Annotated in this window: 12 protein-coding genes; 3 read left to right on the forward strand and 9 right to left on the reverse strand. The window is 66.8% G+C overall.

Going from position 1 to position 14,794, the window contains the following annotated elements; all coding sequences use genetic code 11:
- Position 1 precedes the first annotated feature (1 nt).
- From ACZF5Y_RS13105 to ACZF5Y_RS13120, 4 genes are all read right to left on the reverse strand, one after another.
- Positions 2-1,564 (reverse strand): ABC transporter substrate-binding protein, encoded by a 1,563-nt coding sequence (locus ACZF5Y_RS13105; RefSeq protein ID WP_497533069.1) that lies wholly within the window; start codon positions 1,562-1,564, stop codon positions 2-4.
- Between the two features lie 122 nt (positions 1,565-1,686).
- The gene (locus ACZF5Y_RS13110) at positions 1,687-3,114 is read right to left on the reverse strand and encodes an aldehyde dehydrogenase family protein (protein ID WP_497533070.1); all 1,428 of its coding nucleotides are present in this window, start codon (positions 3,112-3,114) and stop codon (positions 1,687-1,689) included.
- Positions 3,111-4,781, reverse strand: coding sequence for a thiamine pyrophosphate-dependent enzyme (locus tag ACZF5Y_RS13115; RefSeq protein ID WP_497533071.1), 1,671 nt, complete (start codon positions 4,779-4,781; stop codon positions 3,111-3,113). Before ACZF5Y_RS13115 ends, ACZF5Y_RS13110 begins: the two co-directional genes overlap by 4 nt.
- Positions 4,782-4,875: 94 nt before the next feature.
- On the reverse strand, positions 4,876-6,330 hold the full coding sequence (locus ACZF5Y_RS13120; protein ID WP_497533072.1) for a S10 family serine carboxypeptidase-like protein: 1,455 nt from the start codon (positions 6,328-6,330) through the stop codon (positions 4,876-4,878).
- Between the two features lie 108 nt (positions 6,331-6,438).
- On the opposite strand from ACZF5Y_RS13120, the gene hisC reads away from it, so the two are divergent.
- Positions 6,439-7,557 (forward strand): histidinol-phosphate transaminase, encoded by a 1,119-nt coding sequence (hisC, locus tag ACZF5Y_RS13125; RefSeq protein ID WP_497533073.1) that lies wholly within the window; start codon positions 6,439-6,441, stop codon positions 7,555-7,557.
- A gap of 55 nt (positions 7,558-7,612) precedes the next feature.
- Here the strand turns inward: hisC and ACZF5Y_RS13130 are convergent, their stop codons facing one another.
- Genes ACZF5Y_RS13130 through ACZF5Y_RS13140 form a run of 3 tightly spaced genes read right to left on the reverse strand, consistent with a single transcriptional unit; the run spans position 7,613 to position 10,558 of the window.
- Entirely contained in the window at positions 7,613-8,308 is a 696-nt protein-coding gene (locus tag ACZF5Y_RS13130; RefSeq protein WP_497533074.1) for a helix-turn-helix domain-containing protein, read from the reverse strand.
- Complete coding sequence (locus ACZF5Y_RS13135; RefSeq protein ID WP_497533075.1) at positions 8,305-9,012, reverse strand: FadR/GntR family transcriptional regulator; 708 nt, start codon at positions 9,010-9,012, stop codon at positions 8,305-8,307. The genes ACZF5Y_RS13130 and ACZF5Y_RS13135 overlap by 4 nt, the downstream gene beginning before the upstream one ends.
- 34 nt (positions 9,013-9,046) lie before the next feature.
- A complete protein-coding gene (locus ACZF5Y_RS13140; protein WP_497533076.1) occupies positions 9,047-10,558 on the reverse strand; it encodes a S10 family peptidase in 1,512 nt (503 codons plus the stop codon).
- Positions 10,559-10,722: 164 nt separating this feature from the next.
- Here ACZF5Y_RS13140 and ACZF5Y_RS13145 point away from each other — a divergent pair, with 164 nt between their 5' ends.
- Positions 10,723-11,949 carry an acyl-CoA dehydrogenase family protein gene (locus ACZF5Y_RS13145; RefSeq protein ID WP_497533077.1) on the forward strand — a complete coding sequence of 409 codons (1,227 nt, stop codon included), beginning with the start codon at positions 10,723-10,725 and terminating at the stop codon, positions 11,947-11,949.
- Positions 11,946-12,602, forward strand: a complete 657-nt coding sequence (locus ACZF5Y_RS13150) for an SDR family NAD(P)-dependent oxidoreductase (RefSeq protein WP_497533078.1) — start codon at positions 11,946-11,948, stop codon at positions 12,600-12,602. The genes ACZF5Y_RS13145 and ACZF5Y_RS13150 overlap by 4 nt, the downstream gene beginning before the upstream one ends.
- 12 nt (positions 12,603-12,614) lie before the next feature.
- Here the strand turns inward: ACZF5Y_RS13150 and hpaB are convergent, their stop codons facing one another.
- Complete coding sequence (hpaB, locus tag ACZF5Y_RS13155) at positions 12,615-14,078, reverse strand: 4-hydroxyphenylacetate 3-monooxygenase, oxygenase component (protein WP_497533079.1); 1,464 nt, start codon at positions 14,076-14,078, stop codon at positions 12,615-12,617.
- 43 nt (positions 14,079-14,121) lie between these two features.
- Positions 14,122-14,664: a flavin reductase family protein gene (locus ACZF5Y_RS13160; protein ID WP_497533081.1), complete on the reverse strand. Its 543-nt coding sequence runs from the start codon at positions 14,662-14,664 to the stop codon at positions 14,122-14,124.
- Positions 14,665-14,794 lie beyond the last annotated feature (130 nt).

The following is a 14,794-nucleotide window of genomic DNA, read 5'->3' on the forward strand; positions in this document are numbered from 1 at the left end:
ATTACTCCGCGATACGGAAGGTCGTGGGGTTGAGCACGGCCTTCGAGAGGCCGAACTCGACGTTCGACCCGTAAATGGTTTCGGTTGAGGAGTAGACCGGCAGCACCTCGAGGTGACGGAAGAGCGAGTCCTGCGCAGTCTGCCAGGCGTCGCAGCCGGCTTCGCCCGCCTGCTCGTTCGCCGCTGCGGCGAGGTCGAAGTACTCCTGGTTGGTGTTGTAGGTCCAGTTCCCCCCGTCCGGCGGGAACTCACCCCCGAGGATACCCGCCCAGTTGCTCGGCAGGCTGGTGTCGATCGGCGCCCACACCATGTCCCAATCGCCGCCCGAGAAGATAACATCGGTGTACGACGGCGACGGGGTCGGAATGCCCTCGACGCCGATCTGCTGCAGCGCCGACTGCATGAGCTCGATGCCGGCGGTGACTGCCGCGCTCTCGTTCACGGGGTAGAGCAGGATCACGGAGAGCTTCTTGCCGTCTTTCGCGCGAATTCCGTCGGCCCCGGCGACCCACCCGGCGCCATCGAGTGCGCGCTCGGCCGCAGCGGTGTCGAAACCCGGAATCGCTGCGCTGCTATCCATCGTCGTGCAGGCGGCACCGAAGTTCGAGACGAGCGTGACCAGTGGTTCGCCGCGGCCGGAGGACGTCACGGCGCCGATCTCGTCGCGGTCGAGCCCCTGGGCAATCGCCTGGCGCACGACGAGGTCGTTACCGACGCGCCCCTCTGCCTGATTGAAGAAGAGCAGGCCCGGGCGACTCGGCACCTCGAGCGTGCTCGCGAAGTCTGCGTCATCGAGTCGGTCACGCTCCGTGCCGGTGACCGTGGCGAGACCGAGCTCGCCGGCCTGCAGCATGTTGGCGCGCGTCGCATCGCTCTCGACGACCGACGCGACCACAGTCTTCGGCATCTCGGCGGGGTCTGCGGCGACGCCTTCGGGACCCCACGTGTAATCGTCGCGCAGGGTGAAGGTGTACGACTGGCCGGGCGATACGTCACCGAGTGCGTAGGGGCCGGTGCCGAATTGACCGGTTTCGAGCTGCGCCGGGTCGGTGAGCCCCGAGGCGCAGATCAGCGGCAGCGCTCCCACGCTCTGCGCAAGAAACGCATCGGGCTGCGGGTTCGTGAATGCGACCGTGCGTGCAGCGTCATCCGCAACGATCTCGACGTCGGGGTTGAAGTAGACGCCGATGTAGGGCGAGCCGACCTCGTTCGCGTAGTCGAACGTCGCTTTGACATCGCTCGCGGTGAACGCTGAGCCATCGGAGCAGGTGATGCCCTCCTTGAGTGTGAAGACGGCCTCGGTGGTCGATTCCGTCCAGCTTTCCGCGAGCACGCCGACCGCTTCTTTGCCGGTCGGGAACGTGAGCAGCGACTCGTAGCCGAATGCGGTGATCTCTTCGCCGGCGTGCGTCGCGTTGAGCACCGGGTCGATCGTGCCGGGATCCTTCGACAGTGCGAAGTTCAGCGTCTCGGATGACCCGCCAGACGCGCCTGCCCCGCTGCACCCGGTCAGGATCAGCGCGGCGCCGACGATGCCGGCAACTGCGGCGGCTGTTCGTCTCATGGGAGTGTTCCTCTCTTCAGGCATCGCGCGTCAATGCACGATGTCACTAATTCATTATTATGAATATTCTTTATATGGGAATGGATATCGGGTAACAACTTCGTTTCGGGATACTGGGAGACTCAGATGAGTCCCAGGCCACCCATGACGGACTTCGTCTCCAAGAATTCTTCGAACCCCTGAACGCCGCACTCGCGACCGATGCCCGACTGCTTCACACCGCCGAAGGGCGCCCCGACATCGAGCCCCGCCCCGTTGATGCCTATCGTGCCAGTGCGCACGCGACGGGCCACGTCGAGCGCGCGGCCGCGGTTCTGCGACCACACGCCCCCGGAGAGCCCGTACACACTGTCGTTCGCGAGGTCGACGGCTTCGTCAACCTCGCGGTAGCTGGTCACGGCGAGTACCGGACCGAACACTTCCTCGCGGAAGATCCGCATCTCGGGCGTGACTCCCGTGAACACGACGGGCGCCAGCCAGGCGCCCCCTTCGGGCAACCCGGTGAGCTCCTGGGGCGCAAAGAGCAGCGTCGCCCCATCGGCATGCGCCTCATCGATATGCGCGCGGACGCGATCGCGCTGCACGATCGAGGCCAGCGGGCCCACATCGGTGGCCGGGTCGCGCGGATCCCCGACTCCCCAGGCCTGAGCCGCAGCACGCAACGCGTCCTCCCACGCCGCCAACTGATGCTCGGGCACGAGCACGCGCGACAGCGCTGCGCAGGTCTGCCCGGCATTCGCGAAGCAGGATCGCACGACCTGTTCGGCGGTCTCGCGCATCGGGGCGTCGTCGAGCACGATCGCAGCGGATTTGCCGCCGAGCTCGAGCGCGACGCGCGTGATATTGACCGCGGCTGCACGGGCGATCGATTCACCCACCGCCCGCGAACCGGTGAACGTCACCAGATCGACACCGGGATGCGCAACGAGGGGCGAACCTACGCCGGCCCCATCGCCATGCACGACATTGACCACCCCGGGCGGCACACCGATCTCATGGGAGATCTCGGTGAGCACCACCGCATTGAGCGGAGCCACTTCACTCGGCTTCAGCACCACGGTGCATCCGGCGAGCAGCGCCGCACCGACTTTCAGCACGATCTGATGCAGTGGAAAGTTCCAGGGGGTAATCGCCGCGACGACACCGACGGGCTCCTGCACGACCAACGAGTTCGACACCTCGGTCTCGAAGACGTGCGCCCCGGCTGCCGCGCGAAGCGCGGCCAGGTCGGCCAACGCCACCCCGACCTGCGCGGCGCGAGCGAACGCAAGAGGAGCCCCCATCTCTTGGGTCAGCACTTCGGCGAGATCGTCTCGCCGGGCTTCGATGCCGGCACACAGTGCGTCGATCAGGGCGATGCGCTCCTCCATCGAGGTGATCGACCAGGTGACGAACGCCCGCCGAGCTGCAGCGACCGCGCGATCGACATCGGCCGCCGTGCCCCTCGGCACCGACCCTGCGGTGCTGCCATCGACCGGGTCGAGCACACGAATGCGCTGCGCGGCGGTCGCCTCGACCCAGGCGCCGTCGATGTAGTGCCGGCCGTTCATCGGCGCTCCGCTACCGGGACCACGTGCGCATCGGTCGCGAGCGGTGCCGGGGTGGGGATGCCCTCGTGGATCAAATGCCAGGGCGAGGGGAATTCGCCGACGGGAACTTCGATCAATACGGGTTCGCGTGCGGCGAGCGCGTCAGCCAGCACCGGCGCGAGCTCCTCAGGGGTGTAGGCGCGGGCAGACCGCACTCCGAACGCCTGCGCAAGCGTGGCGTAATCGGGGTTGGTCAGATCGCTCGCAAAGTACCGGGCGCCGTAGCGATTCTTCTGGATGCGACGCACATTGCCGTAGAAACCGTCATGGAACACGATGGCCACGAGTGGGAGCCCGTACCGCTTCGCGGTAGAGAGCTCCTGCAGCGTCCACGAAAACCCGCCGTCGCCGTTCACTGAGACCACGGCACGGTCTGGGTCCGCAGCCTGGACCCCCAGTGCGGTCGCGAACCCGAAGCCCAAAGTGCCCTGGTAGCCCGGGCCGATATAGGTGCGCGGGGCATGCGCCGGATAGCAGGCGCTCGCGGCGTACCCGATCTGCGTGAACTCGCTGACGAACACCCCGTCGTCGGGAAGCGCCCGCCGAATCACCTCGAGGAACGAACGCTGCGGCGCCAGTTCCGCGAAGCGCTCCTCCACCCACGCTCGGGTTCCGGCGAGCTCCGCACTGCGATCGGCTCGCGTCGCCGCCGGAAGTGCAGCGTGCAGAGCTTCGAGCCCCAGTCGAGCATCGCCGTGGATGCGCACCGCGGCATCGCGCGGACCGCCGAGGTCGTCGGCTTCCGCATTGAGCAGGATCACGCGGGCATCGCCCGCGTCGACCTGCGTGCCGAAGGTCGAGACGTATCGAGTGCCCACCGCGAGCACGAGGTCGGCGCGCTGGCGCAGTTCGCGAAGCGCAAGGGCGTCAAATGCCAGTCGGTGACGCGCATCGATCGCGCCGCGCCCGTTTTCGGTCATGAGCACCGGAGCCTCGAGTCGCTCGGCGAGGGCGACCAGTGCGGCAGTGGCATTTGCCGCGATTGCCCCTCCGCCGACAACGATCATCGGGCGTTCAGCGGAGGCGAGCAACTCTGCGGCCGCCGCGATGTCCGCCGTCGCAGGTGCGAGCGGCTCTGGCTCGACGTACGGCGCGACCTCCGCCGAGGTAAACGCGGCGAGCACGTCCGGCGGCACCTCGAGCGCGACCGGCCGCGGGCGACCGGAACGCAATTGACGGAAGGCCTCCGCGACGAGCCCTGGAATCTCATCGGCGCTGCGCGCGATGCCGGTCCACTTCGTCAGCCGTTCGAGCACACCGGTCTGATCGGGAATCTCGTGCAGGGCGCCCAGCCCCTTTCCGATGGCCTGCGAGTCAATCTGACCGGCGATGAGCAGCACCGGGGAATTCGCCGAATACGCTGTGGCGATCCCGGCAAGCGCGTTCAGCACCCCGGGACCGGGTACGACCATCGCGACACCCACCTTGCCTGAGCTGCGCGCGTACCCGTCGGCCATGTAGGTGGTGGCCTGTTCGTTGCGCGCGCAGATGAAATCGATGCAATCGGCCCGCGAGTAGAGCGCGTCAGCGGCCGCGTCCAGCTGCACCCCGGGAATTCCGAAGATCCGGTCGACCCCTTGCGCGATGAGGGATTCGGCGAGGAGGTCTCCTCCGGTGTGCTGCGGCATGAAACGTCCTCTCGGAATGGGATAGTGCATTCAATATATTCGTTATATTCAATTGATGCAACTGTTCGACGCCGATTGCCGAGAAACGCTCGACTCATACCCCGCGAACGAAGGCGCGCAGGTCGTCGCCCAATCGCACCGCCGAGCCGGGATCGGTGTACATCATGTGCCCCGCGGGGTATTCCCGGGTCGTCACCCGGGCTTCCGGGAGCCCGTGCTGGGCGATCAAATTCCAGGCCGAACCGACCGTGGTGAGCGCGTCGTAGTGCCCCGTCCCGACAAAGAGCCGCGCGCCCGGGTTCACCCGCATCCAGGAGCGCAGATGGGCGCCATACTCGAAGATCGCGAACGGAGACGGCAGCGGGCTGCCTCCGAATGCCCCGACCGCAGACGCCTCCTGATAGTCCCATCCCGCATGCGTCGAAGGGTCGGCGAGTCGGTAGTGCTCGCCGACCGGGGCGCCCAATCGACGCACGAGTACCTCCTGGATCAGCGCGGTGAATGCCGGATCGAGCCGCACGCCCGCCGGCTCGACGTCAGCCTCGGGCATACTGCTCGGCCCGGCCACGAGGGTGTAGCGCGCATCGGTCAGACCCAGCACGCGCCCCTCCTCAGCCAAGAGCGTCGCACGGAAATCCTGCTTGTCGATCCGCAGTCGCAATGCACGCAAGCGCGCCTCCGGAATTCCCGTGAACCCCGCGAGCGATTCCGCGATCTCGGCGGCGCGCTCCTCTGAGAGCGCGTTGCCCAGCAGCAGTGCCGGTCCATACTTTTCGATCGACCAGCGATGCGCGCGCGACGCCAATTCATCGACCGGCGCCCCCACGTGCGCCCCCTTGCCGTGATACGCCGCGGTCACCGCGAGGAAGGGCATCGCGGCGACGAACCCGACCACGTTGGTGGGGCGCTGCGTCGTCTCCTGCGCATTGAGCACCTGGCCGAGCAGTGCGACACCCTCCACGGCGACGCTCACATCGCGGTGGAGCAGGCGCGTCGCCACGAGCGAGACGCGAATCGTGCCGTAGCTCTCTCCGAGCAGGAACACGCGATCACCGAATCGCCCTCGCCGCTCGAGCCACGCGCTCACGACGTCCGCAGCGTGCTCCGCATCGCCCTCCGTCCCCGTCACCGGGGCTGGGTCGGCCCCGACGGCCAGACGCCCATAACCGGTGCGAATCGGGTCGACGAAGACCAGGTCGGACTCGGCGAGCAGACTCCCAGCACTCTGCTCGAGCCGGTACGGCGGCAGGGTACCGCTCTCGAGATCGGTGGGCACGGCGACACGGAACGGGCCGACCCCTCCGAGATGCAGCCAGACCGATGACACGCCAGGTCCGCCATTGAAGATGAACGTGACCGGTCGACACTCTCCGGGCTCCGTCGCAATGACGTAACTCACCGTGTGAGCCGTGCCGATCAGCCGCTCATCGGCGCCTCGCACTTCGTGACGTTCGACCTCTCCGGTAAAGCGCCGCCCCACGCCACCGTTCGCCTCAACCTCGGAAACGAACTCCCGGGCCCCGGGGTTCCACTCGCTCGCCGCCAGCACACACACCTCCACAATTCACTTTATTGGTTATAATCAATTTGATTGTATGAAGCCCGCGCGCCGCCGTCAACGAGTGGCACACGCGGCACGAACCCGATTGGAGCCCACATGACCGAATTGCGCATTCGCCCGGATCTCGCGGCGATCCCGAACTATCGGCAGGGCAAAGCGGCTCCGGAGGACGCACCGCAGCACCCGGTCTACAAGATTTCTTCGAACGAGAACCCGTACGATCCGCTCCCCTCGGTCACCGACGCGATCGCCGGCCTGCTGGGCGGCATCAACCGCTACCCCGACTCTTCCGGAGCGGATCTCACGCGCACCCTCGCAACGCGCTACGGCGTCGCACCGGATCACATCGTGCTCGGCTGCGGCTCGATCGAGGTCGTGGCGCAGCTCATGCGCGCGACCGCAGGGCCCGGAGACGAGGTGCTGTTCGCTTGGCGCTCATTCGAGGCCTACCCCATGCTGGTGCGCGCGGCTGGGGCGACGCCCGTGATGGTCCCCCTCACTGCCGAGTCGGGGCACGACCTCGAAGCGATCCTCGCCGCGATCACCGATCGCACGCGACTCATCATCATCTGCAACCCGAACAACCCGACCGGCACTACCGTTCCGAACGCGGAAGTCGAGCGTTTTCTCGACCGCGTACCGAGCAGCATCGCCGTCGTGATGGACGAGGCGTACCAGCACTTCAACACGCAAGATGACGCGCCAGATGGCGTCGAGCTCTTTCGCCGCTACCCGAACGTCGCAGTGGCACACACCTTCTCGAAAGCGTACGGTCTCGCCGGCATCCGCGTCGGCTACGCCATCGCCCCCGAACCGCTGGCCCAGGCCATGCGCAAAGTATCACTGCCGTTCGCGGTGACGGGCCTCGCGCAGCGGGCCGCCGTCGCCTCGCTCGCGGCCGAAACCGAGCTGCAGGCGCGGGTGGATGCCCTGGTAAGCGAACGAGATCGAGTCGCCGCCGCGCTCGCAGCCGCCGGATGGGATCTTCCGGTGTCGCAGGCGAACTTCCTCTGGTTCCCGCTCGGCGATGACACCGCAGAGGCCGCAGAGTGCTGGGAAGCACGCGGGCTGCTCGTACGGGCGTTTCCGGGCGAAGGCTTCCGCGCAACGATCGCGGAGCGCGAGGCCAACGATCTGCTCATCGCGTGCGCCACGGCACTCGTCGAAGCCGGGCTGACCGGCGGGCGGGTCGCGGCTCCCGCGATCGCTTCATAGAGCGGCTCGGGCGCCGGGGGCCACTCCGGCGCCCTCCGCTTCGTGGTGGGAATCCTCAGAGCGGATGCGCGAAGCGCTCGCCCAGTTCTGCGGCGAGCTCGGCTCCGACGCGCACCAGCTCGGCATCGGCATCGAGCCGGGTCGTCACGAGCATCACGCAGCCCAGACCGTACTCCTCAGGCACGAGCACCGGGTACGCAACCGCCGTCGTCCCCGCCAGAGCCAGGCCCCGACTCATCGCGTATCCCGCGTCGCGCGCTCGATCGACCGCCGCGCGATCGGCGTCGGTGCCCCCGACCGCGTCGCGCTGCATGTCGATGGCCACGCGCGGCGCGATCGGCCCGGCAGTGAACCGATGGCCCACCGGTGTGACGAGATGCAGTTCAGACGTCTGCGGGGAGGCCGACGCCGCAGCGATCGGCCCCTCGCCGCCGTCTACGACGAGCACCGCCCCGGCACCCGCGGCATCGGCAGCGCGCTGCAGAGGAATGCGTACCGTCGCGTCCAACGATCGCTGCAGCGGTCTGGCGAGTTCGAGCAGCCCGGCGCCGAGCACGTACCGACCATTCGCGCGACGATGCACGGTGCGATGATCGACCAGGCTGTTCACGACACGGGTGAGGGGCGGGCGCGGAGTCTCGAGCGCGCGAGAGAGTTCCGTGATGGTTAACCCCTCCGGTCGCTCCGATAGGAGCCACAGCACCGACAGCCCGCGCGACACCGTCGACGAGCGCGATCCGCGCTCCGTCACTTGCGCGAGAGCACTGTGCGGTGGTCGCGCACCGCGACCAGTGCCGCGTCGAGATCCTGTTGCACGATGGCCTCGATGAGCCGGCGATGCACGTCGAGGCGATCCTCCGAAGTCGAGGAGAAACCGGGTGCCGCAGGCACACCGTCGAGGTTCGTCAGGATGTAGTCGACGACGTTCGTGTAGACGATGCGCAGGATGCGGTTCGGCGTGATCTCGGCGATGCGCTGGTGCAGTCGCCAGTTGAGGGGCTGAGCCTGCTCACGGTCTCCCCACACGTTTTCGAGTTTCGCGAGCAGCGCCTCGAGGTCACGCGCGTCGGCTGCCGTGCGGTGAAGCACCGCATCACGAACGATCTCCTGGTCCAGCGAGTCGGTGATGCCGAGGCAGTCTTCGACCGTCGCATCCGCCGCATCGAGCTGGATCAGGCTGTGCCCGAGCCGAGTGATGGGCGATTGCGCGGCGAGGAAGATGCCGCCGCCGGGGCCCGGCTTGACCGAGATCACACCACGGTTGCGGAGCACTCGGATGGCCTCTCCGAGCGTCGCCGGCGCCACACCGAAGCGCTCGAGCAGCTCTTTCTTGGTTCCGATGAAGTGCCCGGGGGCGTAGTCGCCCTCGACCGCTTCGCGCTCGATGAGATCCACGAGCGTGTCGGCGATCGCCCGGGTCGCGGGAACCTCGGTTTTCGAAACGTGCGTGGTCACTGGTGGGGTGCCGTTCTTTCGGGGCCGGAGGGCATCAGGATCGCCGGGCGGATTCACCAGGCGCGGGCGTATGCGGCATCTTACCGCCATAGAAGTCGGCGAGGTCCTGCGCCATGTCGGTGATGACGAGTTCGTCGACGAAGGTCATGTGACCGGATTCGTACCACTTGAAGGCGAGGTTCTCGCGCACTTCCGGTGCGAGGAACATGCGGGCGACATCGTTCTCGGCGTGGAAGAAGGGGGTCGCGAGGTCGTAGACGCCTCCCATAACGAGCACTCGAAGCGCCGCGTTCCGGCGCATCGCCGCCGCGAGATCGTAGCCGACGTCGGCGACCTCGAGGGGCGCGTCGAGTCCCGGCGCACGGTGCCGCCATTCCCAGGCGGCGGCGATCTCCATGTTGTTGAGCGGCAGGTAGGGCAGTTCCGTGCGGAAGCCGATATCGGAGTGGAGGTGCTCACGGTAGGCCGCCAGGTGCGCACTGTTGACCGCCGCCGTCGCCGCGTCATCGGTCGCGGGATCATGCGATCCCGTGCCGATCACGTAGCCGTCATCAGCCGTGAACCGCGCGTCGAAGCGCCCGATCTTCCGCTCGCTGCGGCCGAGCAGTGCGGTGCGGAACCACTCCATCTCGGGCCGCAGTCGCTGGCGCTGCAGCTCGTCTGCAGGGATCCCGATGAACGCGGACAGCTGCTGCGCGATCTCCTCCTGCTGGTCGCGCGAGATGCGGTCACCGGCCAGCAGGGCGCTGCCGTACTCCCCCAGGGCGAATGCGCGCGCGGCATCGAGAAATGCCGCGTCGTCGAGTTCGAGATGCCCGGCGACCCCGTGAAAGCGCGCGGTCGCGGCATAGCTCGGCAGCAGATTGATGTAGAAGTGGTCGCCCGCGGCAAACGACGTGCTGCGGTTGAGCAGCGTCGAGAGCAGGATGACGCCGTTGAAGTCGACGCCCTGGTTCTGGAGCCGATGCACCAGGCTCGCGGCGCGTGTCGTGCCATACGATTCGCCGAAGAGGTAGCGGGGCCGGTTCCAGGCCCCGGTCTTCGCGAGATATCGGGTGACCGCGCGGGCGAAGAGGTCCACGTCTTGGTCGACACCCCAGGCCCGATTCGTCGACACCCCGGGGGCGATGCGCGAATAGCCAGTGCCGACGGCATCGATGAACACCAGGTCGGAGTGCGGCAGCAGGGAATGCGGGTTGTCACCCCAGGCGTAGGGGGCCGGCGGCGTCGCGAGCGGCGTGCGCGTCGATGCGCGGCGCGGGCCGAAGCCGCCGATGTTCAGCCAGAGACTCGCCGATCCGGGGCCGCCGTTGAAGAAGAACGTGACGGGACGTGACGGATCGCGCGGCAGCAGCTCGTACGCGGTGTGAAACATGCCGGCGATCGGGCTGCCGTCGGTGTCACGAACGACCAGGGTGCCCGCCGTCGCGGCATACCGCAATTCGTCGCCGTCGACCGCCCAGGTGAGCTCGGACGTGACCGCTGCCTCGCTGAGATCTCCCGGCAGCTCGAAGGGGTCGTGCGCGGCGTCGTCGACTCGTTCCATTGGGGGTGCTCTCCGTTCATCGCAACAGTGCGGACAATTAACTATATTCATTTGTCACATTTTTCTCGAACTCCGTAGCCAAACCGATGCTCGCGCCCTAGTCTTGACCTATATTGATTCACATCAATTCAAATTCGACTCATTATTGTACGCAAGGAGTTTTCATGTCCCTCACCGATCGACCGCGACTCGTCGACGCCGTTCGCGATCTCGAGCCGCTCTTGCTCGAGGCGGAAGCCTCGATCGAAGATGAGCGGCGCATGCCCGCCGAGGTCACCGATGCCCTGTACGACTGCGGCATGTATCGAGCCTTCCTCCCTGCCGAGCTCAGCGGCCTCGACGTGCACCCTGTCGAGTGGCTCGAAGCCGTCGAAGAGGTCTCGCGCATCAACGGATCCGCGGGGTGGCTCTGCATGCTCCACACCGGCTCGACCTGGGCGGAGCCCGCAGCGATGCGCGAAATTCTGGGTCGTGGCGAGCGCTGGATCACCGCCGGCAACGTCGGCCGCGCGAGCGGCATCGCCCGCAAGGTCGAGGGCGGCTACCTCATCTCTGGCAAGTGGCCGTTCTGCTCTGGGTCCCCCGAGGCGACCTACCTGTACGGACGATCGGTGCTGCACGGCGAAGACGGCGAACCGATGACCAGCCCCCGCGACGGCCTTCCCTATTACATCTCGGGGTACGTGCCGGCCGCCGACGTTCAGGTGCACGACAATTGGAACGGGCTCGGGCTGCGAGGCACCGGGAGTGGTGACATCACCATTGAGGAGGTGTTCGTGCCGACGGCGATGGTCAACGAGACGGGCATCTGGTCGCACCACTACGCGTCGCCACTGATGCGCGCGAACTTCAATCTCGCCGCGCACGCAGCCCACGCGCTCGGACTCGCGGTCGGCGCACTCGAGGAGTTCAAGAAGACGACGACGCTGCGCGCTCGTCGCGGCTCGTTCCGACAGGCCCGGCTCGGCAAGGAGCAGAGCAACGCGATCGCGGTCGGCAAGGCCGATGCGAAGATCCGTGCGGCCCGATTGTTCATGAACGACGTGATCTCACGCGCGTACACCGCGGCGCAGACGCAGACGCACATCGACTACGAACTCCGCGTGATGATGCACGAGGTCAATGTGCACGTCGTCGCCGAGGCACGGGCGGTCGTCGAACTGGTCTTCAAAGAGATCGGGGCCGTGGGAACCGTGAAGGGCTTGCGCATGGAGCGCATCTTCCGCGACATGATGACCGCGTCGCAGCACGCGATCGTCATCGAATCTTCGTACGACCGCGCCGGCCAGTACTGGCTCTCGAAAGATCTGGAGGACGGCCCGCAGCTCGACGTCGAATTCGGCTACGTGCGCACGCCGCACCCGCAGAACCGCGAACGGTGGAACGCATGACCGGAGCGGTGCTGCTCGCCGGCGGAACGAGTGCAGCCGGAACAGCCCTGGCGGAGGAACTCCTCCGCCGGGGCTTTCCCGTCGTCATCACCGGTCGTTCGATTCGCGAACGGATGGTGCCGGCACTCACGACGACCGATGCACGCGAAGTCGCACCCGCCGTGCGGTGCCGTGCGGATCTGACGGTGCCCCAGGAGGCGGCTGCACTGCCGCAGCGACTCGCAGATGCCGGCATCCGGATCGGCCACCTCGTGCACCTCATCGGCGGCTGGTCGGGCGGCCGAGGCGTCGTCGCGCAGACCGAGGAGCGCTTTACGGCGTTGGCTGAATCGTTCATCGCGCTCCGGCATATCTCGCGCGCCTGCATGCCACACCTGCTCCTCGGAGACGCCTCATGGATCGTGAGCGTCAGTTCTCCGCTCGCCGCGACGCCCACTGCGAACAGCGCGAACTATTCAGCGGTGAAAGCCGCGACGGAGGCGTGGACACTGGCGCTCGATGCCGAGCTCCGTGCGGGCACTCACGAAGGGGCGGCTGCGGTGGTCGTCACCGACGGGCTCGCCGGCAGAGAGGCCGGATTCGCATGCCTGGTGGCCGACATCATCGAGGCGCCGGCGAGCCGCGTCGCCGGCCAGCGCCTCCGTCACCTGTGAACTACAGCTCCTCTAGGCGTCGGCGCGCGCGAGCAACTGCTGCACGCGCCGACGCGCGGGGGCGCGATCGTATCCGCTCACCAGCGCGGCCTTCATGCGCACCGGATCGCCGAAGAAGAAGAGCTCGGAGAGCGCATCCCGGCCTGCGAACCCGGTGACCGACGCATCGAGTGCGAGCCTGAAGAGCGCGACCCGACGCTCCGCATCGACCCGCGCACCCTGCAGATAGCGCTCCAGGTCCGACCGCGCGTCGTCATCGACGAAGTCATCCGGGCTCGGCAGCGCCATCAGCCCCGATGCCGAGAACTTGCGAATGATCGCCGCGAATCGCGGAGCCACCTGCTGCGGAAACCAGTTGCGTGCCGCATTGAGTGTTTGCCAGCGCGGCACGAACACCCCGTCGGCCGTCAAGGCACCGTCCGCCTCCGCTGCCCGAATCATCGCGCGACCGATCTCGACGTGGGTGATGAGCTCCCCCAGGTCCTCCTGAATATGAGGAAACCCGTCGATCGCGATTGCCTCGGCGATCTCACTTGCCAGGCCGAGGAAGAATTCCGTCTTCGCGACAGCCCGGCAGATCGCCTGGTGGGTCATCAGCGCCGCCGCACCGGTCGCCGAGTACCATTCGTTGCGCAGCCGTGCGTGGCCGAGCATGAAGATGCGCTCATTCGGCACGAAGACGTCATCGAACACGACAAGCGCATCGGGCTCTTCGAAACGAGAGGCAAGCGGTTCATCCGCGGATCGCACCCCACGCGCCAGCGGTGCTCGTGCGTAGAACTTCAGACCGGGAGTGTCGGTGGGAATCGCGAACGCATAGGCGTACGGCGCATCTTGCGGGGCACCGCGCAGCGCGGTCGATGGGAACACGAGCAGCTCATCGGCGATCGGCCCGTTCGTCGCGAGCATGCGCGCTCCGCGCACGACGATGCCGTCGGCGCGCTCCTCGACGATGCGCGCCGCGATCCGACCGTCGCCGGCGTCCGCGTTGGGCTCCGCACGATTCGTTTGCGGTGGGAGCAGCGTGTGCGCCGCGAACAGATCGTGTTCACGCACGAAATCGACGTACGCAGCCATCCGCTCTCCGAATACGGGGTCGGCCTGCGCGAAGAACGACGTCGCGGCCCCGAGCGCGGCGAGCGCACTGTTGAGGTAGTCGCTCGTACGACCGATGAAACCGTTCGTCTCCTCGGTCCAGGCATCGAAGGCGATGCGTCGCCGCTCGAGATCGGCTGCTGACTTGGGAACCTGCAGCGCCGTCGCGAAGCGCCCGTCGGCACCGGGGGATGCGACGGTGAGTCGCTCGACGAACTCGGCGTCGTGCTGCAGATCGAACAGCCGAGCAACGGTGCGGGCCACTCCGCGAAAATGCGGGTGGTCGCCGACTCCGGTCGTGAGGCGTTCTCCATCGACGACCACGTACATGCGACGCGCGTTGAGACGTTCGAGGTACTGCGTGCCGGTGCTGATTCCCATGTCGAGTGCGCTCCTGTTTCGGGGATGTCGTCGCCGTGGCGACCTAGAACAGTTCTTCCGAGCCGCCGCCGGCTTCGGGGATCACGGTGAATTGCCCGCCGACGAACCCGAGCGCGTCTCCGCGCGAGTAGTCGAAGTTGCGCACCTCGCCGAGGAAGATGGTGTGGTCGCCGCCGTCATACGCCGCCCAGGGCGTGCACTCGAACCAGCTGATGGTGCCGCCGAGGCGCGGCGCGTACTCGCCGTCGATCCACACGGGGGCCGCGGACCCGGGCTTGCCGGCGAATTCGCTCGCGAGCCGCTGCTGCTCGGCACCGAGGATGTTGATCGTAAAGTTGGTGCCCGCGAGGGCATCGTGCGACCGTGCCGTGCGACCGATCGAGGCGAGCACGATCGGCGGATCCATCGAGATCGAGGTGAACGAGTTGATGGTGATCCCCCGACGCTCGCCCTCGGGGCCGATGAAGGTCACGACGGCGACACCCGTCGCGAACCGGCCGAGGCTGCCACGGAAGTGGTGCTGCGTCGGGTGGTAGAGATTCGAATTCGGAAGAAACCCACTCGGGTGCTGTTGATTGAGCTGCATCTGGTACTCCGTTGCGGTTCGGCGATCTCGCCCGTTTTAACTTAATTCAATATATTCATTTATACCCAATCAATGTCCCTTCCGCAATAGTTGACTCTCATCAACCAATGTCGTATAGTTGACCTTCATC

It is taken from the genome of Leucobacter sp. WKLB1, from assembly GCF_059696215.1.

Excerpts from the sequence above, each read along its gene's own strand:
- ACZF5Y_RS13105 (WP_497533069.1), bottom strand. The coding sequence starts at position 1,564 with ATGAGACGAACAGCCGCCGCAGTTGCCGGCATCGTCGGCGCCGCGCTG.
- ACZF5Y_RS13110 (WP_497533070.1), bottom strand. The coding sequence starts at position 3,114 with ATGAACGGCCGGCACTACATCGACGGCGCCTGGGTCGAGGCGACCGCC.
- ACZF5Y_RS13115 (WP_497533071.1), bottom strand. The coding sequence starts at position 4,781 with ATGCCGCAGCACACCGGAGGAGACCTCCTCGCCGAATCCCTCATCGCG.
- hisC (WP_497533073.1), top strand. The coding sequence starts at position 6,439 with ATGACCGAATTGCGCATTCGCCCGGATCTCGCGGCGATCCCGAACTAT.
- ACZF5Y_RS13140 (WP_497533076.1), bottom strand. The coding sequence starts at position 10,558 with ATGGAACGAGTCGACGACGCCGCGCACGACCCCTTCGAGCTGCCGGGA.
- ACZF5Y_RS13145 (WP_497533077.1), top strand. The coding sequence starts at position 10,723 with ATGTCCCTCACCGATCGACCGCGACTCGTCGACGCCGTTCGCGATCTC.
- ACZF5Y_RS13150 (WP_497533078.1), top strand. The coding sequence starts at position 11,946 with ATGACCGGAGCGGTGCTGCTCGCCGGCGGAACGAGTGCAGCCGGAACA.
- hpaB (WP_497533079.1), bottom strand. The coding sequence starts at position 14,078 with ATGGGAATCAGCACCGGCACGCAGTACCTCGAACGTCTCAACGCGCGT.
- ACZF5Y_RS13160 (WP_497533081.1), bottom strand. The coding sequence starts at position 14,664 with ATGCAGCTCAATCAACAGCACCCGAGTGGGTTTCTTCCGAATTCGAAT.